Origin of the sequence: Xanthomonas sp. 3307, assembly GCF_014199735.1 — a bacterium.
Classification (GTDB): Bacteria; Pseudomonadota; Gammaproteobacteria; order Xanthomonadales; family Xanthomonadaceae; genus Xanthomonas_A; species Xanthomonas_A rydalmerensis.
The window spans coordinates 240,466-265,158 of the sequence record NZ_JACHOG010000003.1; the positions used below are offsets into that span (position 1 = coordinate 240,466).

19 protein-coding genes are annotated in these 24,693 nt (G+C 69.7%); 10 read left to right on the forward strand and 9 right to left on the reverse strand.

The window, feature by feature from the left end; translation table 11 throughout:
- Positions 1–189: 189 nt before the first annotated feature.
- The 4 genes from otsA to GGR64_RS09710 form a co-directional block, all read right to left on the reverse strand.
- Entirely contained in the window at positions 190–1,560 is a 1,371-nt protein-coding gene (otsA, locus tag GGR64_RS09695; protein ID WP_160970931.1) for an alpha,alpha-trehalose-phosphate synthase (UDP-forming), read from the reverse strand.
- Complete coding sequence (locus GGR64_RS09700; protein WP_184645490.1) at positions 1,557–3,338, reverse strand: glycoside hydrolase family 15 protein; 1,782 nt, start codon at positions 3,336–3,338, stop codon at positions 1,557–1,559. Before GGR64_RS09700 ends, otsA begins: the two co-directional genes overlap by 4 nt.
- Positions 3,339–3,414: 76 nt before the next feature.
- Positions 3,415–4,167 carry a trehalose-phosphatase gene (gene otsB, locus GGR64_RS09705; RefSeq protein ID WP_184645492.1) on the reverse strand — a complete coding sequence of 251 codons (753 nt, stop codon included), beginning with the start codon at positions 4,165–4,167 and terminating at the stop codon, positions 3,415–3,417.
- 259 nt (positions 4,168–4,426) lie between these two features.
- Entirely contained in the window at positions 4,427–6,865 is a 2,439-nt protein-coding gene (locus GGR64_RS09710; RefSeq protein WP_184645494.1) for a TonB-dependent receptor, read from the reverse strand.
- Positions 6,866–7,108: 243 nt separating this feature from the next.
- On the opposite strand from GGR64_RS09710, the gene GGR64_RS09715 reads away from it, so the two are divergent.
- The 4 genes from GGR64_RS09715 (at position 7,109) to GGR64_RS09730 (ending at position 10,991) form a co-directional block, all read left to right on the forward strand.
- Complete coding sequence (locus GGR64_RS09715; RefSeq protein ID WP_184645885.1) at positions 7,109–7,588, forward strand: DUF3574 domain-containing protein; 480 nt, start codon at positions 7,109–7,111, stop codon at positions 7,586–7,588.
- Between the two features lie 70 nt (positions 7,589–7,658).
- Complete coding sequence (locus tag GGR64_RS09720) at positions 7,659–8,117, forward strand: GNAT family N-acetyltransferase (protein WP_326520326.1); 459 nt, start codon at positions 7,659–7,661, stop codon at positions 8,115–8,117.
- A gap of 100 nt (positions 8,118–8,217) precedes the next feature.
- Positions 8,218–9,816 carry a hypothetical protein gene (locus GGR64_RS09725; RefSeq protein ID WP_160969114.1) on the forward strand — a complete coding sequence of 533 codons (1,599 nt, stop codon included), beginning with the start codon at positions 8,218–8,220 and terminating at the stop codon, positions 9,814–9,816.
- Positions 9,817–10,157: 341 nt separating this feature from the next.
- Positions 10,158–10,991 (forward strand): DUF3014 domain-containing protein, encoded by an 834-nt coding sequence (locus GGR64_RS09730; protein WP_184645498.1) that lies wholly within the window; start codon positions 10,158–10,160, stop codon positions 10,989–10,991.
- 309 nt (positions 10,992–11,300) lie between these two features.
- On the opposite strand, the gene GGR64_RS09735 is transcribed toward GGR64_RS09730, so the two are convergent.
- Positions 11,301–12,005, reverse strand: coding sequence for a glutathione S-transferase (locus tag GGR64_RS09735; RefSeq protein ID WP_184645500.1), 705 nt, complete (start codon positions 12,003–12,005; stop codon positions 11,301–11,303).
- Between the two features lie 215 nt (positions 12,006–12,220).
- On the opposite strand from GGR64_RS09735, the gene clpB reads away from it, so the two are divergent.
- Together clpB and GGR64_RS09745 are read left to right on the forward strand one after the other, a co-directional pair.
- Positions 12,221–14,806, forward strand: a complete 2,586-nt coding sequence (gene clpB / locus GGR64_RS09740; RefSeq protein ID WP_160969132.1) for an ATP-dependent chaperone ClpB — start codon at positions 12,221–12,223, stop codon at positions 14,804–14,806.
- Positions 14,806–15,465 (forward strand): HAD-IA family hydrolase, encoded by a 660-nt coding sequence (locus tag GGR64_RS09745; RefSeq protein ID WP_184645502.1) that lies wholly within the window; start codon positions 14,806–14,808, stop codon positions 15,463–15,465. The genes clpB and GGR64_RS09745 overlap by 1 nt, the downstream gene beginning before the upstream one ends.
- A 215-nt stretch (positions 15,466–15,680) precedes the next feature.
- Here the strand turns inward: GGR64_RS09745 and GGR64_RS09750 are convergent, their stop codons facing one another.
- Entirely contained in the window at positions 15,681–16,430 is a 750-nt protein-coding gene (locus tag GGR64_RS09750) for a hypothetical protein (protein WP_184645504.1), read from the reverse strand.
- Between the two features lie 181 nt (positions 16,431–16,611).
- Between GGR64_RS09750 and GGR64_RS09755 the strand changes: the two genes are divergently transcribed.
- Positions 16,612–17,898 (forward strand): O-acetylhomoserine aminocarboxypropyltransferase/cysteine synthase family protein, encoded by a 1,287-nt coding sequence (locus GGR64_RS09755; protein WP_184645506.1) that lies wholly within the window; start codon positions 16,612–16,614, stop codon positions 17,896–17,898.
- 204 nt (positions 17,899–18,102) lie between these two features.
- On the opposite strand, the gene GGR64_RS09760 is transcribed toward GGR64_RS09755, so the two are convergent.
- Positions 18,103–19,053, reverse strand: a complete 951-nt coding sequence (locus GGR64_RS09760) for a LysR family transcriptional regulator (protein ID WP_260302978.1) — start codon at positions 19,051–19,053, stop codon at positions 18,103–18,105.
- A 47-nt stretch (positions 19,054–19,100) separates the two neighbouring features.
- Between GGR64_RS09760 and GGR64_RS09765 the strand changes: the two genes are divergently transcribed.
- Positions 19,101–21,137, forward strand: coding sequence for an FUSC family protein (locus tag GGR64_RS09765; RefSeq protein WP_184645508.1), 2,037 nt, complete (start codon positions 19,101–19,103; stop codon positions 21,135–21,137).
- A gap of 68 nt (positions 21,138–21,205) precedes the next feature.
- On the opposite strand, the gene GGR64_RS09770 is transcribed toward GGR64_RS09765, so the two are convergent.
- A complete protein-coding gene (locus GGR64_RS09770) occupies positions 21,206–21,955 on the reverse strand; it encodes an SDR family oxidoreductase (protein WP_184645510.1) in 750 nt (249 codons plus the stop codon).
- 96 nt (positions 21,956–22,051) lie between these two features.
- On the opposite strand from GGR64_RS09770, the gene GGR64_RS09775 reads away from it, so the two are divergent.
- Positions 22,052–22,423, forward strand: coding sequence for a helix-turn-helix domain-containing protein (locus tag GGR64_RS09775; protein WP_167087993.1), 372 nt, complete (start codon positions 22,052–22,054; stop codon positions 22,421–22,423).
- 135 nt (positions 22,424–22,558) lie between these two features.
- Here GGR64_RS09775 and GGR64_RS09780 read toward each other — a convergent pair whose 3' ends face one another.
- Positions 22,559–23,389, reverse strand: coding sequence for a helix-turn-helix transcriptional regulator (locus GGR64_RS09780; protein WP_255421549.1), 831 nt, complete (start codon positions 23,387–23,389; stop codon positions 22,559–22,561).
- A gap of 30 nt (positions 23,390–23,419) precedes the next feature.
- Here GGR64_RS09780 and GGR64_RS09785 point away from each other — a divergent pair, with 30 nt between their 5' ends.
- Positions 23,420–24,658, forward strand: a complete 1,239-nt coding sequence (locus GGR64_RS09785) for an MFS transporter (RefSeq protein WP_184645512.1) — start codon at positions 23,420–23,422, stop codon at positions 24,656–24,658.
- The last annotated feature ends 35 nt before the right edge of the window (positions 24,659–24,693 follow it).

Below are 24,693 nucleotides of genomic sequence, written 5' to 3' on the forward strand. Positions count from 1 at the left end.
CTGCGTTCTCGGAAAGCATAGAACCGGCGCGGCGCGTGGGGCTATTTTAAGCGGCGCAGGTCGTCGGGCCGTGATGGCACGCGGAACACTGCGTCATGCGGCGCCGTGGTGGACGCCGCATGGCGATATCTCGCGGGGAGCGCGCGGCGCGCAGGGGCCGGCCGCGCGTCGTGCGAAAGCGCGCCGCCGCTAACGCAGGCTTTCCAGCGCCTGCAGATAGCGCTGGCGCCAGGCATTGATGTCGTGCTTGCGCAGGTGGTCCATCATCGCCTGCCAGCGTTCGATGCGCTTGGCCTTGGGCAACGAGGCGCCGGTGGCGATGGCGTCGGCGACGCCGTCCAGGTCGTGCGGATTGACCAGCAGCGCTTCCTTCAGTTCGTCGGCGGCGCCGGCCAGCAGCGACAGCACCAGCACGCCGGGATTCTCCGGATCCTGCGCGGCCACGTACTCCTTGGCCACCAGGTTCATGCCGTCGCGCAGCGGCGTCACCAGGCCGACCTGCGCGGCGCGGTAGAAGCCGGTCAGGGTGGCGTGGGTGAAGTTGCGGTTGACGTAGCGCAGCGGGGTCCAGTCCGGCTCGGCATGGCCGCCGTTGATGTGCCCGGCGATCTGTTCGAGCTGGTTGCGCAGCTGCTTGTATTCGGTGACGTCGCCGCGCGAGACCGGGGCGATCTGCAGGTAGGTGAGGCTGCCGCGCTGGTCGGCATGCCGTTCCAGGTAGCGTTCGAAGCCGAGGAAACGTTCCGGCAGGCCCTTGGAGTAGTCCAGCCGGTCCACGCCGATCGCCAGCTGGCGATCGCGCAGACTGTTGCGCAAATCGCGTACCGCCGGCTTGCTCACTGCCGCGCGCGCCTGCTGCGCGATCAGGTTGGTGTCGATGCCGATCGGGAACATCGCGGCGCGGAAGCGGCGGCCGCCCGGGGCTTCCAGCACGCCGTCCTTGATCACCTTGCCGCCGCCGAACAGGCGCACGTAGGCCTGGAAGCGGTCGACGTCGCGGCGGGTCTGGAAGCCGATCAGGTCGTAGGCGTAGAAGCCGGAGAACAGTCGTGCGTGGTCCGGCAGCGCCTGGATCAGGTCGGCCGAGGGGAACGGCACGTGCAGGAAGAACCCGATGCGGCAGCCGATGCCGCGTTCGCGCAGCAGCGAGGCCAGCGGAATCAGGTGATAGTCGTGGATCCACACCGTGTCGTCCTCGCGCAGCATTGGCGCGAGCTTGTCGGCGAACATGGCGTTGACCCGGCGGTAGCCTTCGCGCGTGGCGCGGTCGTAGTCGACCAGGTCCAGGCGGAAGTGCAGCAGCGGCCACAGCGTGCGGTTGGCGAAACCGTTGTAGTAGGCGTCCAGGTCGGCGCGATTCAGGTCCATGGTGACGAAGCGGATATCGCCCTGGGTCTGTTCGTGCATGGCGCCGCTGTCGCCGCGCACGGTCTTGCCGCTCCAGCCGAACCACACGCCGCCGCGCTCCTTCAGCGCCGCCAGCAAGCCCACCGCCAGGCCGCCGGCGCGGTTCTCGCCGGGCAAGGCCACACGGTTGGATACCACCACCAATCTGCTCATGATGCCTCCTGCCAACTGCGCGACAAGCGCATGGCGGCGATGATCAGGCCGACATGCGAATAGGTCTGCGGGAAATTGCCCCAGGCCTCGCCGTTGTCGAAGGCCAGATCCTCCGACAGCAGGCCCAGGTGATTGCGCCGGGCGAGGATGCGCTCGAACAGTTCGCGCGCCTCGTCCTTGCGGCCGATCGCGGCCAATGCATCGATGTACCAGAACGTGCAGATGGTGAAGCTGGTCTCCGGTTCGCCGAAATCGTCCGGCGCCACGTAGCGGTACAGCGCATCGCCATGCTTGAGGTCGCGGCCGATCGCCTCGACCGTGGCGATGAAGCGCGGATCGTCCGGGGCGATGAAGCCGATGTCCGCCAGCAACAGCAGCGAGGCGTCCAGCCGGTGGCCGTTGAAGGTGTCGGTAAAGTGCCCCAGCTCCGCGTTCCAGGCCTCGGCCAGCACGCGCGCGTGGATGCGGTCGGCGCGTTCGCGCCAGTGCGCCACGCGCTCGTCCAGGCCCAGCCGTGCGGCGATCTTGGCCAGGCGGTCGCAGGCGGCCCAGCACATCGCGCTGGTGTAGGTGTGCACCTCGGCGCGGCCGCGGAATTCCCACAGGCCGGCGTCGGGCACGTCGTGCAGTTCGAACGCGCGCTCGCCCAGCGGTTCCAGGCGCAGGAAGGTGTGGGTGTCGCCGGGATCCTTCAGGCGCAGGTCGAAGAACAGCTGGGTGGAGGCCAGCACCACGCTGCCGTACACGTCGTGCTGCTTCTGGATCCAGGCCAGGTTGCCGCGCCGCACCGGGCCCATGCCGCGGTAGCCGGCCAGCGACTCGACCTCGTGTTCTTCCAGCGCCGCCTCGAAGCCGATGCCGTACAGCGGCTGCAGGCTGCCGTCGGTGGTGGCGATGTTGAAGATGTAGCCGAGGAACTGCTCCATGGTGCGGGTGGCGCCGAGCCGGTTCAGCGCGCGCACCACGAAGGCGGCATCGCGCAGCCAGCAATAGCGGTAGTCCCAGTTGCGCGGGGTGTCCGGCGCTTCCGGGATGGAGGTGGTCATCGCCGCGATGATCGCGCCGCTGTCCTCGTACTGGCACAGCTTCAGGGTGATCGCGCTGCGGATCACCGCGTCCTGCCAGTCCAGCGGCACCGACAGGTAGCGCACCCACTCGCGCCAGTATTCCTCGGTGCGCTCCTGTGCTTCCTGGATGTAGCCGGTGAGCGAACGGGTCAGCGATTCGTCCACGCCCAGCATCAGGTTGACCGGGTGGTTGAGCACGAACGGCAGCTCGTCGCGGATGAAGCGCACCGGCACGTCGGTGGTCAGGCGCAGGGTGAAGTCCGGCAGCAGCCAGCGCACGTGGTTGCTGCCCCAGGTGCGCTCCGGCTGGCGCGCGCCCCAGTCGGCCAGCGGCCTGGCCAGCACGCGGATGCGCGGGTTACCGGCCAGCGGCCGTACCTGGCGGATGATGCTGACCGGGCGGTAGAAGCGGCCGTGGTTGCGCCAGCGCGGCGCGAAGTCGATCACCTCCACCGCGCCGCCATGGGCGTCGCGCAGCACCGTGCGCAGGATCGCGGTATTGGCCAGGTAGTGTTGGTCGCTGTCGACGAAATCTTCCAGCTCGATGCTGAAATCGCCGCCGGGATGCGCGCGCGGGGAAAGCAGGGCGCAGAACGCCGGATCGCCGTCGAAGGCCGGCAGGCAGCTCCACACCACGCTGGCCCGTTTGTCGATCAGGGCGCCGAAGCTGCCGTTGCCGATGACGCCGAGGTCGAGATTGGGGGAACTCATGGAGCGGACGGGTCCTTGTGCGGAAGCAGTGGGGGAAGCGGCCACGGGGCGCAGGCGGGCGGGCGCGGTGGCGCCCTCATCCGGCGTTATCGCGCAGCCAGGCGTGTACGCCGTGTGGATCGGGCAGCGCATAGGTGGCGACGCTGTCGGCGCGGGTGCCGACCAGCACGCTCCAGCCGCCGGCCTGGTTGGCCGCGGCGAAGCCGAATTCGTCGGTGAGATCGTCGCCGACGAACACCGGGCGGCGCCCGCGGAACGGCGGCTGCTGCAGCAGCGTGGTCAGCGCCACGCCCTTGTCGCTGCCCTCGGGCACGAACTCGACCACGTGGTCGCCGGGCTGCAGGCGGTAGCCGGGCAGGTCGGCGATGTGTTCGTGCGCGAACGCCAGCACCGCGTCGGCCGCGCTCGGTGCCGCACGCCAATGCAGCGCCATGCTGGCGCCCTTGTCTTCGACCAGCACGCCCGGATGCGCCTGGCGCAGGTGCGCGGCGCGCGCATGCAGCGCATGGAGAAAGTCGGAGGTCTCGGCGGGCATCGCCGCCTGCGCGTCGGCGTCGCTGCGCAGCTCATGGCCGTGCAAGCCGGCGGCGGGCAGCCGCAGCGGCGCGAACAACGCGTCGAGCTGCGTCAGCGGACGTCCGCTGACCAGCGCCACCGCGCCACCGAGGCGCTGGTGCAGGCGGCCGATCGCCTCGCGGACCTCGGGCAGCAACTGCACCTGGTCGGGGCGTTCGGCAAAGGCGATGAGGGTGCCGTCCACGTCCAGGAACAATGCGCAGGCATCGTCCAGACGCGGCGGCGGCGGTCGGAGGGGGAGCGCGTCTGCCATCAGGCCATGATGAACGAGACAGCGTTAGCGCCAGGTGGATTGGGGGCGGGGATTCGGGAGTGGGGATTGGGGATTCGCAACAGCGGGCGCCCAGCGGCTGCGGTTGTCTGCAGATGCCGGGATTGGGAGTGGAGATTCGTGCTTGGGTAGCGCTCCACGAGTGCCGACGCGCCGCTTTTACGAATCCCCAATCCCCACTCCCGAATCCCGGCTGTTTTTGCGACTCCCCAATCCCGACTCCCCAATCCCGGCACCTCAGTCAGAAGGTGTACCGCACCCGCCCATAGTAGTAAGCGCCGTTGCTGCCGATCGGCGACAGCACGTCGTAGGGCAGGTTGCCGAAGTAGGCGATGTCCGGTTTGGAGCGGTCGGCGTAGGCGTCGGTGAGGTTCTGGCCGCCCACCGCCACGCTCCACTGCGGGGTGAGGTGGTATTCGACCTCGGCGTCGAGTTGCCACTTGGCGCGGTAGGTCTGCTCCGGGGCGAAGCCGTCGCCGAAGTCGAACACGCGGGTGGCGCTGCCGTAGCGGGTGACACGGGTCTGCAGCGACCAGCGCGTGTCGCTCCAGTTCGCCGCCAGCTGCGCGCGGGTGCGCGGGGTCGCCTCGGTCAGGGTGTTGCGCTCTTCCACGCCGAACAGCACGTAGTCCGGATTCAGCGCCAGCAACTGTGCCGGCGTGGCCACGACGTTCTCCAGCTCGGTCTTGGCGTAGCTCCAGGTGCCGGTCAACTGCAGTTGGCCCTGGCCTAGCGCCTGCCGCCAGTTGCTGACCAGCTCGGCGCCGCGGGTGCGGGTGTCGGCGGCGTTGACGAAGAAGCTGGCGCTCTGCAGGCCGGTGATGCCGAAGCGCTGCGCGACGAAGTCGGTCAGGGCGTCGCCGTCGATGCTTTCCGACAGCGCGATGCGCTTGTCGATGTCGATCTGGAACAGGTCCAGCGACAGGTCGAAGTGGCTGCCGACGCGGCTGGTGAAGCCCAGGCTGTAGTTGCGCGACTTTTCCGGCTGCAGCGTGCGGGCGCCCAGCGCCTGCGCGATCGGGTTGTCGACCGAGAGCAGGCGGCCCTGCAGCAGCTGCCCGTTGGCGTTGTAGCCGGTGGAACTGGCCTCGTAGCCGATCTGGCTCAAGGACGGTGCGCGGAAGTTGTTGGAGATCGCGCCGCGCAGGGCGAACGCCGGGACGAACTCGTAGCGCGCGGCCAGCTTGCCGGTCAGTTCGCCGCCGAAGTCCTGGTAGTGCTCGTAGCGCGCGGCCAGGTCGGTGGAGAGCTTGTCGCCGAACTGGCTGGACACGCTGGCGTAGACGCTGGCGACGTTGCGCGACAGGTCGGCCGCGTCCTGCGGGGTCAGGCCGCCGCCGGCCTGGGCGCCGGTGGGCCGGTCGGTGTAGGGACCGGCGGCGTAGCTGGCCGGGTCGCCCGGACGGGTGCGGTAGTGCTCGCGGCGCAGCTCCACGCCGGTGCCCACGGTGTGGGTGGCGCCGGCGGCGTCGAAGCTGCGGCTCAGGTCGAGGTTGGCCACGCCTTGCGCGAACGCGTAGTCGCCGGTCTTGAAGCGGGTCGGGCTACCCGGGCCCAGCGAGGCGTTGAGCGAGTGCTTGAGCCGGTAGGTGAAGTCGTTGCGGCCGTAGTCGAGGCTGGCGTCGTAGGCCCATTCGCCCCACTGCCCGCGCGCGCCGAGCACGGCCTGCAGGTCGCGGTTCTCGCCCAGCGACACCGGGCGGTAGCCCTGCGGATACACCTGGGTCCAGTTGGCGGCGCCGTCGGGGTAGCGGAAGTAGTTGGCGCCCTGCGTGTCGCGCTGGTTGTAGGTGCCGAAGGCATAAACCTCGCCGCCCTGGCCGAACGGCAGCTTGCCGTTGATCCAGGCGTTGAGGTCCTTGCTGGCGCCGTCGCCGAGTTCATAGTTGCGCTTGCCGGCCAGCGCCAGGTTGGCCGGGGTCTGCTCCTCGAACGGCGGGATCTGGTCGAAGCCGGCGCGGTTGGTGGCCTCGTGGTTCTTCAGCTCCAGGCCGACCTTGAAGAAGCCGCCGTCCTCGCCCAGACGCGTGCCGACCTTGCCGCTGGCATAGCCGGTCTGGCCGTCGGTGAGGGTGCGGTGGATCGGCTTGACGTCGGTGTGGTTGGCGCCGTAGCTGGCCTCCAGCGCGCCGCTGTCCGGGTCGTCGTCGAGGATCACGTTGATCACTCCGGCCACCGCGTCGGAGCCGTACTGCGCGCCGGCACCGTCGCGCAGCACTTCGATGCGCTTGATCGCGCTGATCGGAATGGCATTGAAGTCCACCGGCGTGGTGCCCTTGCCGATCTTGCTGTCGGTGTTGACCAGCGCCGAGGTGTGGCGGCGCTTGCCGTTGACCAGCACCAGCACCTGGTCGGGCGAGAGTCCGCGCAGCTGCGCGGCGCGCACGTGGTCGGCGCCGCCGGAGTTGGACTGGCGCGGGAAGTTGAAGGAGGGCAGCAGCGCCTGCAGCGCGCTGCCGAGTTCGCCGTTGACCACGCCGGCCTTGCGGATGTCCTCGGCGCTGAGCACGTCCACCGGGGCGGTGGATTCGAGCACGGTGCGGCCGCTGGCGCGGGTGCCGGTGACGATGACCGTGTCCAGGTTGGTCGCGGTGGCCGGGGCGGCCTCCTGGGCGAACGCGGGGGCCGCCAGGGCCAGGGCGATGGCCAGGCTCAGCGGCCTGACGAACGGGGACGACATGGGGGTTCTCTCCTGAAACGATGACCATCAAGACCGGCCGCGCCGGCCGTGGCGGCGACTGGGGTCGGCAAAGGTTGCTGCATCCATCCGGATGAAGCGATATATTAGCCCGACGTTAAGGCGATGTGCGAGCCGCGTATTCGGTGCTTCGGGCATGAGCTCATGCCCGGCAGTTATCCGGCCTCGCACCGCGCCTGGCCTACGATCGCCTGCTCCCTTTCCGTTCCGACCGAGACCCTGCCGATGCTGCTGCGTGCCCCGTTGATCGCCGTCCTCCTGGCCCTGAGCGCCTGCGCCAGCGTCGCGCCCACCGCGTCCACCGCGCCGAGCAAGGTCAGCGCGACGCTGCAGGGCGATGCGGCGCGGCCGGGGCAGGCCAGTGGTTGGGTGCGCAGCGAGCTGTACTTCGGCGTGGGCGAGGAGAGCGGCCCGGCCGACCGCCCGCAGGCCGAGCCGATCAGCGAGGCGCGCTGGCGCGCGTTCCTGGACCAGGAGGTCACGCCACGCTTTCCCGATGGCCTGACCGTGTTCGACGCCTACGGCCAGTGGCTGTTCCGCGGCGCCAAGGAGCCGAACCGGCTCAACACCAAGGTGCTGGTGATCCTGCACGAGGACACGCCGCAGCGCCGCGCCGACATCGAGGCGATCCGGTTGGCGTGGAAGCAGGCCACCGGCCACCAGTCGGTGCTGTGGGCGCGGTCGCCGGTGGACGTGTCGTTTTGACGGCGGGGATTCGTGAGTGGGGATTGGGGATTCGCAAGGGCGGGGTGCTGCGGTGATGGTGGGGCCGTTCGTGATTCGGCCCGGTGATCTCGACGATCCGGCGGTGCGTGGGTTGCTGGAGTACCACCTGCAGCAGATGCACGCGCAGTCGCCGCCGGGGAGCGTGTATGCGCTGGATGTTGCCGGTCTGCGGCGCACCGACGTGCGGGTGTGGAGCGTGTGGCGCGACGACGCGCTGGCTGCGGTCGGTGCGCTGCGCGTGCTGGACGCGGGCGGCGGCGAACTGAAGTCGATGCGCACGCACCCGGCGTTCCTGCGCCAGGGGGCGGCCGCGGCCCTGCTCGAATACCTCATCGCGGTCGCGCGTGCCGAAGGCCTGCCGCGGCTGAGCCTGGAAACAGGCAGCGGCGCGGCGTTCGAGGCGGCGCTGGCGTTGTACCGGCGGCGCGGCTTCCGCAACGGGCCGGCGTTCGGCGACTACGTGCCGAGTGCGTTCAATCAATTCCTGCATCTGCCGCTGTCGCCGTAGCGGCGCGCCGTCGCCGGAAAACGGCATCCTGCGCGTGCAGCGTTCTTGCGGCACCGCTTCCCCTTACCATCCCTCGACTCCCAACGCCGCCACTGCCCGCATGTCCACTCCCGCTCCTGTCTCGCCGCGTCCGCGTTGGTTCGTCGCCGGCGACCTCAACGGCTTCTTCGGCCTGGTGGTCGACAACCTGTCGATCCTCGGTTTCATCACCCTGGCCCTGGTCGGCCTGTTCCAGTTCCCCGCCGAGGTCATCTACACCCGGATGATTCCCGGCACCGCCTTCGGCGTGCTGGTCGGCAATCTGCTGTACACGTGGATGGCGCGGCGGCTGGCCGCGCGCAGCGGGCGCAGCGACGTGACCGCGATGCCGCTGGGCCTGGACGCACCGACCAGCATCGGCATGGCCCTGCTGGTGCTCGGCCCGGCCTTCGTGCGCTACAAACAGCAGGGCCTGGATCCGCAGGCCGCGGCGCTGGCCACCTGGCACCTGGGCATGGCCGCGCTGGTGGTGATGGGCGCGCTGAAGACGGTGCTGTCGTTCTTCGGCGATGCGGTGACCCGCGCGCTGCCGCGCGCCGCGCTGCTCGGCTCCATCGCCGGCATCGCGATCGTGCTGATGGGCTTCCTGCCGCTGCTGGAGACGCTGCGCACGCCGCTGGTCGGGCTGGTGGTGCTGGGCCTGCTGCTGTACGTGCTGATCGCCAAGGGGCGGCTGCCGTGGCGCCTGCCCGGCGTGCCGCTGGCGCTGGCGCTGGGCACCGGCCTGTATTACTGGGCCAATGCGGCCGGTTTCGGCATTCCCGGCCACCAGGCGCCGCAGTGGATCGCGCCGCAGCTGGTGCTGCCGTGGCCGAGCCTGGGCTTCGTCGCCGGCCTGGCCGACACGGTGCCGCTGCTGCCGCTGCTGCTGCCGTTTGGTCTGCTGATGGTGGTCGGCGGCATCAACGTCAGCGAAAGCGCGCGCGCCGCCGGCGACGACTACCGCACCCGCGACATCCTGCTGGTCGAAGCCGGCGCGACCCTGATCGCCGGCGTCTGCGGCGGCGTCGCCCAGACCACGCCGTACATCGGCCAGCCGGCCTACAAGCACATGGGCGCACGCAGCGGCTACACCCTGCTGACCGGCCTGTTCATCGGCCTGGGCGGCATGTTCGGGCTGGTCGCCGGCCTGGTGCAGTGGCTGCCGATGGCGGTGCTCGCGCCGATCATCGTCTACGTCGCCATCGACATCACCACCCAGGCCTTCCAGGCCACGCCCAAGCGCCACGCCGGGGCGATGGTGCTGGGTTTCCTGCCGTCGGTGGCGTACCTGCTGGCGATCAAGGCGCCGGGCTGGATCGCCCCGGAGCAGCTGGCCAAACTCACCACCACCCTGGATGGCCACGGGCTGCCGGAACTGGCGGTGATCCTGACCCTGGGCAACGGCTTCATCATCACCGCGATGCTGTGGATCGCCACGGTGGCGGCGATGGTCGACGGCCGCCTGCGCCGTGCCGCGGTGTTCCTGCTGGTGGCGGCGGGGCTGACCCTGTTCGGGCTGATCCATTCGGTGGACCCGCGCGGCGGCCTGTACCTGCCGTGGACCCTGAGCGGCGTGCCGAAGCTGATCGCCTGGCAGTTCGTCGGCGGCTACCTGGTGCTGGCCGCACTGCTCGGCCTGCTCTCGCTGCAGAAGCCGCGCGCGGTGCTGGTGGAGTGAGCGGCGCTGCGGCACGCTTTCCGCCTCGCGTGCGGTGGTCGTGCGGCTGCCGTTCGATCGCAAGCCGGCCGTGGTCGCTTCGTTGCTGGTGCGCGCGTCGCTGCGGCCTCCCGGATAGTGCCCCGCCGCCGCGCAGCTAGCGCCCTGCGGCGCGAGGATGCGTCGCAGACCGAATGCTTGAGGTCTGCCAGTCATCACCTCCCATGGCGCGCCGTACCGCGACAACAGTGAAAGCGTTCTTCGATTGATGTGCGCCCAGGCTGAACGCTGGCCGTCCCGCGCTGGAACCGGGGCGCACCGCCGCGGTCACACCTTCACTGTCCAATGGAGATGTGCATCCCATGCAGCCGCGTCATTCGTTCTGGCCGTGGATCCTGGTCGCCGTGCTGGTGGCCGCCGCCGCGGCGTGGTTGTTCCGCGACAACATCGCGGCGCTGTGGCCCACCGCCGCGCCGGCACCTGCCGCGGCCGCGCCAGCGCCCGCCGCCGCCCCGCCTGCAGCACCCGACGCGCCGGCCGCGGCCGCAACGCCACCGCCGATCCAGCACCCCATCGATGCGGCGGAAGCCGCCGATGCGGCGATTCCGGCCCTGTCCGCCAGCGACGATGCCGCCTGGGCGGCACTGAGCGCGCTGGCCGGCGGCGATGGGCCGCTGGCGCTGCTGCTGCGCGACCACCTGATCCAGCGCCTGGTGACCATGGTCGACAACCTGACCCAGCGCCGCGTCACCTCGCGCGCGCTGGCGCTCAAGCCGGTGCCGGGCGAGCTGCAGGTAAGTACCGACGCGAGCGGCGTCAGTGTGATTGCCGACGCCAACGCACAACGCTATGCGCCCTACGTGGAGGCGTTCACCCGCGCCGATCCGGCGACGGCGGTGGCGGCCTACCGGCGCTTCTATCCGCTGTTCCAGCAGGCCTACGTGGAACTGGGCTATCCGCAGGGCTACTTCAACGATCGCCTGGTGCAGGTGATCGACCATCTGCTGCAGACCCCGACGCCGAAGGGTCCGCTGGCGGTGGCGGTCGATCCGGTGCGCGGCAAGTACGGCTTCGTCGATCCGGCGCTGGAGTCGCTGTCGATCGGGCAGAAGGCGCTGCTGCGCATGGGCCCGACCCAGGCCGCTGCGGTCAAGGCGCAATTGCGTGCGGTGCGCGAGGCGCTGACGCGGACCTGAGCGACAGGGCGATCCAGGGGAGGCGCCTACCGCGCCATGCGGCCGCGTCTGCGGGTCTTTTGTTTTTTGTAGGAGCGGCTTCAGCCGCGATGGGCATTACCGGTAACGCCCGTCGCGGCCGATGGCCCGAGGCCATGTCGAGCCGCTCCGGCGGGAAGCGCATATGGCCACGCCTGAAGCGCCCTTGTGGGAGGGACTTCAGTCCCGACGCGCTACACCATCCCTGTCATTGCCAAGTGGGAGATCACCACGGCATGACGGCTGTTTTTCAACGGACGTGGCAGGCCGATGCCGGACGCGCAGCCCCGCTCAACCATCCAACTCCGGGTAATGCCGGAAGATGCCGTTCTCGTTGAACGGCAGGCGCCGTGGCGAGGCCAGGTAGGCGGCGATGCCCGGACGCTCGCACACGCGCTGCTGCAACGCGCGCAGCCGCGGCAACTTCGGCGAGAGCCGTTTCATCGCCTGCGGGAACGCGTAGTCCAGCCCGCTCATCAGTTGGAACAACGACAGATCCACGTAGGAATGCTCGCGCAGCGCGTGGCGCCCGCCGCCCTGGTCCAGCACCTGCTCGAAATAGCCCAGGAACTTCGGCAGCCGCTGCGTGCGCAGGTCCTCGGCGCGGCGCCGCGCTTCGGCTTGCTGGTCTTCGTAGTACAGCCCGCTGGCGATGGGGTGGTGGCTGTCGTGGATTTCGGTGACCAGGTCGGCGATGGTCAATTGCAGTTGCAGCGCCTGCAGTCGCCGCGATTCGCTGTCCGGCACCAGGCCCAGCGATGGACCGAGGAAGTGCAGGATGTTGGCGACCTGCGCGATCACCAGCCGGCCGGCCTTGAGGAACGGTGGCGCGAATGGGCGCGCACCGGCATGAGCGCCGTCGAGGAAGGGCTGCATCGCCGCGTCGCCCTGCTCGCGGGCCACGTCGCGATAGCCGGCGCCGGCATCCTCCAACGCCAGCCGCACGAACTCGCCGCGGCCCTGGATGCCGGTCCAGTAGTAAAGCTCATAGTGCATGGCGGCTCCTGCGCGTGGGGACGGGAGCGCCGAGGGTAGCCGCCGTTCCGGTAGCGGCGTGTGACCGCCGGGAGGCGGCGGCCGCGGCGGCCCTGGACCGCGGCGATGGCCGTCCGCCGTCTACGGCGATCGCCGCCGGCCTTGAAACAGGGGCGGACAGCCGCATTTTGCTGGCATGCCGGCACGGCCGGCCCTTCATGACAGAGGACTTCCCGATGCGGATGGACAAGCTCACCTCGCGCTTCCAGCAGGCCCTGGCCGACGCGCAGTCGCTGGCCGTGGGCCGCGATCACACCATCATCGAGCCGGTGCACGTGTTCGTCGCGCTGCTCGACCAGGCCGGCGGCAGTACCCGGCCGTTGCTGGCACAGGCCGGCGTCAACGTGCCGGTGCTGCGCGAGCGGCTCGGCGAGGCGCTGGAGAAATTGCCCAAGGTCAGCGGCCAGCCCGGCAACCTGTCGATGGGCAACGACCTCAGCCGCCTGCTCAACCAGACCGACAAGCTGGCGCAGCAGCACAACGACCAGTTCATCGCCAGCGAGTGGTTCGTGCTGGCCGCCGCCGACGACAGCGGTGCGCTGGGCCTGGCGCTGCGCGCCGCCGGCGCCGACAAGAAGAAGCTCGAGGCCGCCATCGACAAGCTGCGCGGCGGCGAGACCGTGCAGTCGGAGAACGCCGAGGAACAGCGCCAGGCGCTGGAGAAGTACACCATCGACCTCACCGCGCGCGCCGAGAGCGGCAAGCTCGATCCGGTGATCGGCCGCGACGAGGAAATCCGCCGCACCATCCAGGTGCTGCAGCGGCGCACCAAGAACAACCCGGTGCTGATCGGCGAGCCCGGCGTCGGCAAGACCGCGATCGTCGAGGGCCTGGCCCAGCGCATCGTCAACGGCGAGGTGCCGGAAGGCCTGCGCGGCAAGCGCGTGCTGTCGCTGGACATGGGCGCGCTGATCGCCGGCGCCAAGTTCCGCGGCGAGTTCGAGGAACGGCTCAAGGGTGTGCTCAACGACCTGTCCAAGAACGAAGGCCAGATCATCCTGTTCATCGACGAACTGCACACCATGGTCGGCGCCGGCAAGGCCGATGGCGCCATGGACGCGGGCAACATGCTCAAGCCGGCGCTGGCGCGCGGCGAGCTGCACTGCATCGGCGCCACCACCCTGGACGAGTACCGCAAGTACATCGAGAAGGACGCGGCGCTGGAGCGGCGCTTCCAGAAGGTGTTCGTCGGCGAGCCGTCGGTGGAGGACACCATCGCCATCCTGCGCGGGCTCAAGGAGCGCTACGCGGTGCACCACGGCGTGGAGATCACCGACCCGGCGATCGTCGCCGCGGCCACCCTGTCCAATCGCTACATCACCGACCGCCAACTGCCGGACAAGGCCATCGACCTGATGGACGAGGCGGCCAGCCGCATCCGCATGGAGATCGACTCCAAGCCGGAGGAACTGGACCGCCTGGAGCGGCGCCTGATCCAGCTCAAGATCCAGCGCGAGATGCTGAAGAAGGAGAAGGACGACGCCTCCCGGCAGCGCCTGGCCGACCTGGAAAGCGACATCGACAAGCTCGAGCGCGAGTTCTCCGACCTGGACGAGGTGTGGAAGTCGGAGAAGGCCGCGCTGCAGGGCGCGACCAAGATCAAGGAGCAGATCGAGCAGGCGCGGGTGGAACTGGAGGCGGCGCAGCGGCGCCAGGACTACGCCAAGATGAGCGAGATCCAGTACGGCCTGCTGCCGAACCTGGAGAAGCAGCTGGCCGCGGCCAACGAGGCCGAGCAGCACGACTTCAAGCTGGTGCAGGACCGCGTCACCGCCGAGGAGATCGCCGAGGTGGTGTCGCGCTGGACCGGTATCCCGGTCAACAAGATGCTCGAGGGCGAGCGCGACAAGCTGCTGCGCATGGAGGACGAACTGCACCAGCGCGTGGTTGGCCAGGAAGAGGCGATCAAGGTGGTGTCCGACGCGGTGCGCCGCTCGCGTGCCGGCCTGTCCGATCCTAACCGGCCCAGCGGCTCGTTCCTGTTCCTGGGCCCCACCGGCGTCGGCAAGACCGAGTTGTGCAAGGCGCTGGCCGAGTTCCTGTTCGACAGCAGCGACGCGATGATCCGCATCGACATGAGCGAGTTCATGGAGAAGCACTCGGTGGCGCGGCTGATCGGCGCGCCTCCGGGCTACGTCGGCTATGAAGAAGGCGGTTACCTCACCGAGGCGGTGCGGCGCCGGCCGTATTCGCTGATCCTGCTCGACGAGGTCGAGAAGGCACACAGCGACGTATTCAACATCCTGCTGCAGGTGCTCGACGACGGCCGCCTCACCGACGGCCAGGGCCGCACCGTGGACTTCCGCAACACCGTCATCGTGATGACCTCCAACCTGGGCTCGCACCAGATCCAGGAGCTGAGCGGCGACGGCAGCGCCGAGGCCTACACGCAGATGAAGGCGGCGGTGATGGGCGTGGTGCAGGCGCATTTCCGCCCGGAGTTCATCAACCGCCTGGACGACATCGTGGTGTTCCATCCTCTGGACAAGGCGCAGATCAAGTCGATCGCGCGCATCCAGTTGCACGGCCTGGAGAAGCGCCTGGCCGAGCGCGGGCTGAAGATCGAGCTGGGCGAGCGTGCGCTGGAGTTGCTCGGCAATGTCGGCTTCGACCCGGTGTACGGTGCGCGCCCGCTGAAGCGCGCGATCCAGGCGCAACTGGAGAATCCGCTGGCGCAGCAGATCCTGTCCGGCCAGTTCCTCAGCGGCGACACCATCAAGGTCGAGGCCGAGGGCGGCCGCCTGGTGTTCGAGAAGGCCTGATGGGCCCCGTCGGGCAGGCGCCGCAGGCGCGTTCCGCCGCGTCTGCGGCGCGCGCGCTGCTGGTGGACATGGACGGCGTGCTGCGGCTGTGGCCCGACGACGACGCAGCATTGGAGCGCGCGCACGGCGTGCCGCCAGGCAGCCTGCGCGCGGTGGCGTTCGCGCCGGCGCTGCTGGAGCCGGCGATCCGCGGGACCACAAGCGACGCGCAATGGCTTGCCGAGGTGGCCGCGCGCATCGCTGCGCTGGCGCCCGAGGCGGACGCCCCCGCGCTGGTCGCCGCATGGTCCGCGCCGACGGCGGCCCGCCTCAATCAGCCCGTGCTGGCGCTGCTGCGGGACGTGCGGCAGCGCATGCCGGTGGTGTTGCTGAGCAACGCCACTTCGCGGCTGCCGCGCGATCTGGACGCACTCGGCATCGCCGATGCATTCGATGCAGTGGTGAATTCGAGCGAGGTTGGCGCCATCAAACCGGAGCCGGCGATCTTCCTGCATGCGCTGGCGCAGCTCGGGATGGCCGCGGACCAGGTGCTGTTCGTCGATGACACCGCTGCCAATATCGAGGCCGCACGCGCCTTGGGCCTGCGCGCCGAGCGCTACGTGGACGCCGCGGCATTGCGGGCCTGGTTGCTCGCGCAGGGTGCGCTCGGCGACGACTGAACCCGCTCGGCCACGGCAGCGACGCATCTTCCCGCACCCGCCGGCGCAGGGTTCGGTGCCGCAACGTCGATTCTCTGGACCCGCGTGGCATTGGCGACGCTGACAGCGAGCTGGGTGGGCCCGGCCGGCGACGACCCGCCTTTGCTGCCGCGCAAGACCGTCTCGGCCGTATCCGGCGCTGGCGTTCGTGTCTCGTCAGGTGCCGGCGCGTGCGCCTATTTCGCGAGGGACAGCGTGATCTCCGCGACGCAGGCCGCCTCCGGGTGGGCGCGCTGGTCGACGAACGGCCCCTGCAGCACGGCGCCGACGGCAAGGGCGTCGCGGCGGAAACTGGCGCTGACCCCGAAATCGGAGTCGGCAGCGTCCGGCGCGGGCGGCTCCAGCGCGTAGTACTCCTTGGAGAATCCGGCGGCTGCGAGCCTGTCCGCCAGTTGGCCCAGGCGCAATGGGCAGGCATCGCGCATGTCGCGATAGCGGAAGCCGAGCTCGCTCCCCGAGGCCACGGGCGCGTCCTCTGGCGAACTGGTGGAGAGCGAGAGCACCGCCTGCTCCGGCGTATACGTGGCTTCGATCCGTTGCCGAAATGCCGTGCCGGCGGCCTCGGCATACGCGGTGAAGACGTAGCCGACTGGCGGCGGTGGTGCGGGATTCCACGGCTCGGGGCGCGACGGCGGCAGCACGCCGGGAACCAGATCGACATCGAGCCGATCGCACAGATGGGCCAGCTTCAGCGCCGTCGTGTCGCCGCCAACCACCGCGTCGAGCACGTCGAGAAAGCGGTGCATCAAGACCTGCGTGGAGACGTTGTCGGCGTACGCCGCAGCGTCAAGCCGGCGCTGGTGCTGCGCCTGGCAGATGCCGGGCTGGCTCCAGGGTTCCATCGCGTAGGCCGGCGGCGCGGCCGCTGCAGTCGCGGGCAACGTCAGGAAACCCAGCCAGAGCAGGCAGCGGATGGCGTCTTTCATCGCAAACGTCCCGCAGGAAGAGTGGTCCATCATAGGCCGCGCCGGCACCGTCGCGTTGCGGCTGACCAACCGCACAGCCCGTGAGCGCTGACAACCCCACGGCATGGCCTCATAACCGCAGGTTTGCATTCGCTGCCGCGCGCGGCGCTATCGTCTGCGCTCCCGTTGCCGAGACCTGCCCATGTCCGACCCGAACTGGAAGCTGGAAACCATCGCCGTGCACGGCGGCTACCGTCCCGATCCGACCACCCGCGCGGTGGCGGTGCCGATCTACCAGACCGTGGCCTATGCCTTCGACGACACCCAGCACGGCGCCGACCTGTTCGACCTGAAGGTGCAGGGCAACATCTACAGCCGCATCATGAACCCCACCACCGACGTGCTGGAGCAGCGCATCGCCGCGCTGGAAGGCGGCATCGGTGCGCTGGCGGTGGCTTCCGGGCAGGCGGCGGTGACCTACGCCATCCAGACCATCGCCGAGGCCGGCGACAACATCGTCTCCTCCAGCGCGCTGTACGGTGGCACCTACAACCTGTTCGCGCATACGCTGCCGCTGTCCGGAATCCACACCCGCTTTGCCGACTACCGCGATCCCGACGCGTTCGCCAGGCTGATCGACGACCGTACCAAGGCGATCTTCGTCGAGTCGATTGGCAACCCGCGCGGCAATGTCACCGATCTGGAAGCGGTCGCCGCCATCGCCCACGCGCACGGCGTGCCGCTGATCGTCGACAACACCGTGCCCACGCCGTACCTGCTGCGGCCGTTCGACTTCGGTGCCGATATCGTGGTGCATTCGCTGACCAAGTATCTGGGCGGCCACGGCACCAGCCTGGGCGGGGCGATCGTCGATTCCGGGCGCTTTCCGTGGGCGGCGCACGCACAGCGCTTCCGTCGCCTCAACGAGCCGGACGTGAGCTACCACGGCGTGGTCTACACCGAGGCGCTGGGCGAGGCCGCCTACATCGGCCGCGCGCGGGTGGTGCCGCTGCGCAATACCGGCGCGGCGCTGTCGCCGTTCAATGCCTTCCAGATCCTGCAGGGCATCGAGACGCTGCCGCTGCGCATGGACCGGATCAACCAGAACACGCTGGCGCTGGCGCGGCAGTTGCAGGGCGAAGCCAAGGTGGAGTGGGTCAACTACGTCGGCCTGTCCGACCATCCCGAACACGCGCTGGCGCAGAAGTACCTGCGTGGGCACGGCTCCGGCGTGCTCACCTTCGGCCTGCGCGGCGGCCGTGCCGCCGGCGCGCGCTTCCTCGACGCGCTGCAGTTGTTCACCCGCCTGGTCAACATCGGCGACGCCAAGTCGCTGGCCACGCATCCGGCGTCCACCACGCATCGCCAGCTCTCGCCCGAGGAACTGCAGCGCAGCGGCGTCAGCGAGGACACGGTGCGCCTGTCGGTGGGCATCGAGCACATCGACGACCTGCGCGCCGACCTGCAGCAGGCGCTGGCGCAGGCCTGAGTGCGAGGCCGCATCGCCGCGATGGCGGCGTCTGCAACCTGCTTGACGTCAGGGCACCTCTAATACCCCAAGGAAGTGTCCTGTAGGAGCGGCTTCAGCCGCGACGGGGCGTTGCCGGGAAAGCCCGTCGCCGCTGAAGCCGCGCCTACCGGGCAACTCGCGTCCGGCTCGATGGTGCCGGAGGCAGGTGATGAGAGGCGCCTTTCAATCGGACACGCGCCAATCGGCGAAGATCTCAAGCAGGAAGTCGACGAAGGCGCGTACCTTGCGTTCCTGGGTGGCGCGACGCGGATACAGCGCGGTGATCTCCAGGTCCGGCCAGCGCTGCCAGCTTGGAAGCAGTCGCACCAGCTCGCCTTGGTCCAGCCGCGCCTGCACCAGCGGCTGGGAGAGCAGGGCAATGCCGGTCCCTTGGACGACCTGGCGGATCACCGTGGTCGATTCGTTTGAAATCAGCACCGGTCGCAGGGTCAGCTCGATCGATTCGCCAGCGCTGTGCCGCAATGCCCAGAGGACCAGCGGCGCATCCGCGCCCACCGCGAGCACGGCGTGGCCGAGCAGCTCCCTGGGGTGGGTGGGCGTGCCGGCGCGGGCCAGATACTCGGGGCTGCTCACCAGGATCCCGCGCGAGGCGCCCAACGGCCGCGCCACGTAGCTGGCGTGGGCCGGCGGCCCGACATGGACCGCAACGTCCAGGCCATGGCTGAGCAGGTCCAGCGGCTGATCGTCGTAGGTCAGCGCCAGTTGCACGCCTGGGTGGCGCTGGCGGAAGCGCGCCAGTTGCGGCTCCAGCACCAGCAGGCCCAGCGCATAGGGGGCAAGCACGCGCAGGGTGCCGCGCGCCTGAGCGCGCAGGTCGCGCGCGGCCTGCACGGCATCCTGCAGGGTCTGCTCGGCCTCCACGCAGCGGGCATAGAAGGCGCGCCCGGCCTCGGACACCGCCAGCCGACGGGTGGTGCGGTGGAGGAGTTGCACGCCCAATGCCTGTTCCAGCGCCTTGATGCGGCGGCTGACGCTGGTCAGCGGCACGCGCGCCTGGCGCGCGGCGGCGGTCAGGCTGCCTTGTTCGACCACGCGCAGGAACAGCCGCACGCTGTCGAAGTCCACGCTGGCGGCGCGCCTGGTTTCTCCCGTTTCTGGCAAGAGTCTATCCATCTCTGGCGCCATTATCCTGCAGGCCGTCTGCTTCTACGATGACGGCCATGCGCCTGCCCTGCTTCGACCCGGTGTCGATGGTCCGTCTCCGTCCTTCGCCCGCGTTGTGGTTCGCGCTGCGGACCACGGCCGCCGCGCTGCTGGCGCTGGCCATCGCGCTGCTGTGTTCGATGGAAGACCCCAAGTGGGCGGCGATGACGGTCTTCATCGTGGCCCAGTCCGACCGCGGCATGAGCGTGGTCAAGGCGCGCAACCGCATCGTCGGCACGCTGGCGGGTGCCAGCGTGGCGGTGGTCTTGATGGGCCTGTTCGGCCAGGCGCCCCCCTTGTTCATGATCGCGCTGGCGCTGTGGCTGGGCGCGTGCACCGGCATGGCCAACCTGGTATCGCCCTTCCGCAGCTATGGCGTGGTGCTGGCCGGCTACACGGCGATGATCGTGGGCATGTCCTCCACCGCCCATCCGCAGCAGGTGTTCGACATCGCCGTGGCGCGCGCCACCGAGATCCTGCTCGGCATCGTGGTCGAAGGGGCGATGGCGTCGGTCTTCTCGCCGGCGTCGCCGCGCCCGGCACTGGAGTCGCGGCTGGAGGCGTACCTGCGCCAGGGCAGCGCGCTGGCCGCGCGCCTGCTGCGCGGCGAGGCGACAGGCACGCAGATCCACGGCTTCTTCGCCAGCGCGTTGGCGCTCAACGATGCGGTCGACTATGCCGCCGCGCGCTCGCGCGAGATCGCGCGGCTGGGCGGGCGCCTGCGCCACATCAGTTACCTGATGCTGGCGCAACTGTTGGCGGCGCAATCGTGCCGGATCGGCCTGGATGGACGCGCGCCTTCGCGTGCGTTGCGCGGCGTGCACGACGTCTTGGTCCAGCGTGCCGAGGGCCGGTTGCCCGGCCAGGAAGAACTGGCCGCCGCGCTGGGGTTGCTCGACCGGCGCCATCGCCGCCTGCGCCGGCTGTGCGCGCATCGGCGCGAGGCCTTCGACCGTGCCTTCGCGCTGGAACACGCGCGCAACATCGTGCGCGACATGCAGGCCAGCCAGCGCGAACAGGCGGCGTTCGAACAGGGCCAGCCGTCGCGCCGCCGTTTCGCCACGCGCCGCCATCGGGACCTGCACGAGGCGTTCTACAACGGATGGCGCGCCTTCCTGGCAGTGGGGGTGGCATCGTTGTTCTGGGTCTACAGCGGCTGGAGTGCCGGTTCGGGCATGGTGACCATCGTCGGCGTGGTGTGCGCGCTGTATGCGACCCGACCCGATCCGGTGTTCGGCAGTCTCGGCTTCCTCAAGGGTGCCGCGCTGGCGGCGCTGGCGGCCTTCGTGTGCATCGTCTGGCTGCTGCCGTGGGTGGAGGATTTCGCCGGACTGGCGGTGGTGCTGGCGCCGTTCCTGATCCTGGCCGGTGTGGCGATGCGGCGGCCGTCGACCGCCGCGCTGGGCGCCAGTGGCTCGATCTTCTTCCTCGATCTGGTGGGGCCGCTCAATGGCACCAATACCGGGGTGGTGCAACTGTTCAACGGCGCGTTGACGCTCTTGCTGGGGATCGGCATCGGCGTGCTGATGTTCACCGTGCTGCTGCCCAGTGGGGCCGAGCGGTACGTGCGCAGACTGCGACGTTCGGTCGATGCCGATCTCGCGGCGATCGCGCGTCATCCGGGGCGCATGAAACGACGGGCATGGTTCGGCCTGATGGCCGACCGCATGCGCGCGCGCCTGGGCCTGGCCGCCGCGTTGCCGGAGACGGCGCTGCAGCGCGACCTGGCTGCCTTGCTCGGCGCGCTGGGCGTGGGCAGCGACGCGCTTGATCTGGCACGGACCGGTGGCACGCCGGGGCCCCGCGTGCGTGCGGTGCTGCGCCGGCTCGCGCGCGGCGACCTGCCGGGCGTGGCGCAGCAGGCCATGCGCGCGGCGCGCCACCATGCAGCGCTGGCCGGCGACCGCCAGGACGTGCAGGCCCAGGCGCACTGGCACACGGCGATGCTGCTGTGGGACATGGCGCTTTGCGTGCGCGAGTATCTCCAGGCCGGCGCCTGGGAAAACGTGCAACTCCAGGCGCCGCTGATGCCCTCGGCGCCGCTGCAGTCCTGATCGGCGCGCGATTCGACCGCCAGGCCGGGCTGCGCCGATCCAGGTCGGCCTCCGGCGCCGCGTGGCGTTCAGACCTGGGCGAGGCCGCCGTCCACGAACACTTCGCTGCCGGTCATGAAGCTGCTCTCGTCCGAGGCCAGGAACAGGGCCGTGGCCGCCACTTCCTCTGCACGGCCGATGCGACCCAGCGGCAATTGCGCGGTCATGTCGGCGAGGATCGCGTCCTGCTGGCCGGTGCCGGACAGGGCGGTGTCCAGGCCCGGCGTCGTGATCGGTCCCGGCGACAGCACGTTGACACGGATGCCGGTGCCCTTCATGTCCAGCGCCCAGGTCCTGGCGAAATTGCGCAGCGCGGCCTTGCTGGCGCTGTACACGCTGAAGGCCGGCGTGCCGGTGCTGCCGGCGGTCGAGCCGGTGAGGATCACCGAACCGCCGGCGCGCATCAGCGGCAAGGCCTTTTGCACGGTGAACAGGGTGCCCTTGACGTTGATGCCGAAGGTGCGGTCGAACGATTCCTCGGTGATCGCGCCCAGCGGCAGGAAGTCGCCCAGCCCGGCATTGGCGAACAACACATCGATGCGGCCCTTTTCGGCCTGGATCTGGGCGAAGACGCGGTCCAGATCCTCCAGCTTCGAAATGTCGCCCTGAATGGCGATGGCGTCGGCGCCGATCAGGCGCAGCGCCTTGTCCAGTTCCTCCTGCCGACGCCCGACGATGACGACCTGTGCGCCTTCGGCCGCGAAGCGAATCGCGCTTGCCAGACCGATGCCGCTGTTGCCGCCGGTGATCACTGCAATCTTGCCGTTGAGCCTGCTCATGCTGCGCTCCAGAGAATGGGGAGGCGCCACTGTAGATCTGAGCTATTATTTTGAATAGTATGCACCATTTGGTAAGTGCCTTCGGAGCGAACGATCATGGCCAACCCTACATTCCGTTGCGGTCTCGAGGCCGCGCTGTCCGTGCTCAGCGGCAAGTGGAAGCCGCTGATTCTCTACAACCTGGCGATGAACGTTCACCGCTACGGCGAGTTGCGGCGTGCCATCGGCGGGGTGACCGACAAGGTGCTGATCCAGCAACTCAAGGAGCTGGAACGCGACCTGATCGTTGCGCGCATCGACTTCCAGGAGATCCCGCCCAGGGTCGAGTACTCGCTGACGCCGTTCGGGCAATCCCTGGCGGCGGCGCTGGTAGGGCTGTGCGAGTGGGGCACGCAGCACATGCAGATGGTCGAGCGCATCAGCGAGCGTCGCGCGTCCGCCGTCTCCGAATCCAAAGCTGACGCCTGATCGCCAGCGGCATGGCCGCCAGCGGTGCTCATGGTCTCGACGCATGCGCCTGGCTGCGCGAACAGCGCGGTCGTGTTGGCCCGGTGCTAGCCGTCGCCCTGTCGATGCGCTGTCGCCGCCGCGACGCCTGCGTCGCTACCGAAAGAACTGGCTCGGCGGCTGCCCGAACTGACGCTTGAACATGGCGGTGAACGCGCTGGGACTGTCGTAGCCCAGTTCCACCGCCACGTCGATGATGCGGTCGCCGGCGGCCAGCCGCTCCAGCCCGCGCAGCAGGCGCAACTGCTGCCGCCACTGGCCGAAGCGCATCTGCAGTTCGCGCTGGCACAGGCGCTGGATGGTCTTGACGTCCACGCCCAGTTCCGCGGCCCAGGCGTGCAGGGTGGTGGCATCGGCCGGGTCGGCGTCGAGCGCGGCGGCGATGCGCAGCAGGCGCGGATCGCGCGGCTGCGGCAGGTACAGCGGCAGCGCCGGCAGCGCATGCAGTTCGTCCAGGATCAGCCGCATCAGCCGCCCGTCGCGCGAGTCGGCGGCATGGTCCCAGGGGATCTCCGCGGCGCTGCGGATCAGCGCTTCCAGCAGCGGCTCCACCGCCATCACCGCCGGCGTGTCGGGCATGCCGGCGATGGCGGTGGGACGGATGTACAGGCTGCGCATGTGCAAGCTGCCGATCCAGCGCACGCTGTGCTCGGTGCCGGCGGGGATCCACAGGGCCCGCGTGCTCGGCACCACCCAGTGGCCCTGGCCCGAACGCACCACCATCAGTCCGGACGCCGCGTAGATCAATTGATGGCGCGCATGCCGGTGCGGGGCGATCGCGCTGTCGGGTGCGTAGTCGACGGCCTTGCACACCACGTCGGCCGGCGCGTCGTCCGCATTGCGGGTGGAGCGCGGTACCAGTGCGCCCTTTTTGCGATGGTTGCTGGGCATGTCGCGCAAGAAGGTCGGGGCAGGGAAGCCTACCATGCACGCACTCCCGGCAATGCCCGTCCCGCCATGTCCACTCTGCGTCCTGCTGCGCCCGTCGTTTCCTCAGCTACTGGCCCCGCCGCCCCGCGCAAGCTCGCCTCCGGCGTCCTGGCCGCGATCACCTCCTCGCACCTGATCAACGACATGATGCAGTCGCTGATCCTGGCGCTGTACCCGGTGCTCAAGGGCCAGTTCCAGCTCAGCTTCGCCCAGGTCGGCCTGATCACCCTCACGTACCAGATCACCGCCTCGCTGTTCCAGCCGCTGATCGGGCTGCGCACCGACCGCCGGCCGGCGCCGTATTCGCTGCCGATGGGCATGGGTTCCACGCTGTGCGGCCTGTTGCTGCTGGCCTATGCGCCCAGCTTCGGCATGGTGCTGCTGGCGGCGGCCCTGGTCGGGATCGGCTCGGCGATCTTCCATCCCGAATCCTCGCGCATCGCGCGGCTGGCCTCGGGCGGCCGCCACGGCCTGGCCCAGTCGGTGTTCCAGGTCGGCGGCAACACCGGCACCGCGCTGGGGCCGCTGATCGCCGCGGCGGTGATCGTGCCCAACGGCCGCCACAGCGTGGCCTGGTTCGGCGGCGCGGCGCTGCTCGGCATCGCCCTGCTGTCCTACGTCGGCCGCTGGTACGCGCTGCACCTGCAGGCCGCGCGCGCGGCGCCGCGCCCGGTCGCCGCGGTGCCGGCGCTGCCGCGCGCCACGGTGGTGCGCATCGTCGGCATCCTGCTGCTGCTGATCTTCTCCAAGTACTTCTACATCGCCGGGCTGAGCAGCTACTACACGTTCTACCTGATCCAGCGCTTCGGCCTCTCGGTGCAGAGCGCGCAGTTGCACCTGTTCGCGTTCCTGCTGGCCTCGGCGCTGGGCACGCTGATCGGCGGCCCGGTCGGCGACCGCATCGGCCGCAAGCCGGTGATCTGGGTGTCGATCCTGGGCGTGGCGCCGTTCGCGCTGGCGCTACCGCACGTGGGCCTGCATGCGGCCACCGCGCTGACCGTGCTGATCGGCTTCGTGCTGTCCTCGGCGTTCTCGGCGATCCTGGTGTACGCGCAGGAAATGATGCCCGGACGTATCGGCACCATCTCCGGGCTGTTCTTCGGCTTCGCCTTCGGCATGGGCGGGCTGGGCGCGGCGGTGCTGGGCCTGCTCGCCGACCACCGCGGCATCGTCTTCGTGTACCAGGTGATGTCGTTCCTGCCGTTGCTGGGCATCGTCGCGGCGTTTCTGCCGAGCCGGCGCCCGGGCGCCGCTGCGGCGCAGTAGCGCGGCGGTCGCGACCGGCCTCCGCCGGTACGGAC